The organism is Bacillus sp. NH11B, assembly GCF_001884205.1.
Classification (GTDB): domain Bacteria; phylum Bacillota; class Bacilli; order Bacillales; family Bacillaceae_G; genus Bacillus_A; species Bacillus_A proteolyticus.
In genome coordinates this window covers 1-388 of record NZ_MAOG01000030.1, presented here as the reverse complement: position 1 = coordinate 388, position 388 = coordinate 1, and the positions used below count along the sequence as shown (strand labels likewise).

General features: G+C 36.3%; 1 protein-coding gene. It reads right to left on the bottom strand.

The window, feature by feature from the left end:
• On the bottom strand, positions 1-388 hold a 388-nt coding region (locus tag BAU27_RS06970; protein ID WP_071770474.1), incomplete at both ends, for an Ig-like domain-containing protein.

Sequence of the window (388 nt, the reverse complement as noted above, 5' to 3'; positions counted from 1 at the left end):
CCACCACTACTTGGACCGGTAATTGTTACAGACTGCTTATCTACAGTTGTACCGAAATTAGTTTCAATCTCTTTCTTTTGATCCGTTCCTACATTAGTAGCTTCCACGAAAAAGTTTAAATACCCTTGAATATCTTCATATGTATCCACTTTATCATTAAATGTACATACCACAGTACCTGCTGTAACTTTACAAGTGCCATAGTCATTTAATGGAAACTCTCTATCTAATCCTTTTAATTCTGGAGGCAGTGTTAATGTTAGTGTGTCTCCAGGCTTCAGCCTAAGTCCATCTTTTTCACTGAAGTTTACAGTTACTTTAGTCCGTTCTGTGGTACTTAGATTTGTTTTACCAATCTGAAAACTATCCACAAGTCCTGCTGTATTTA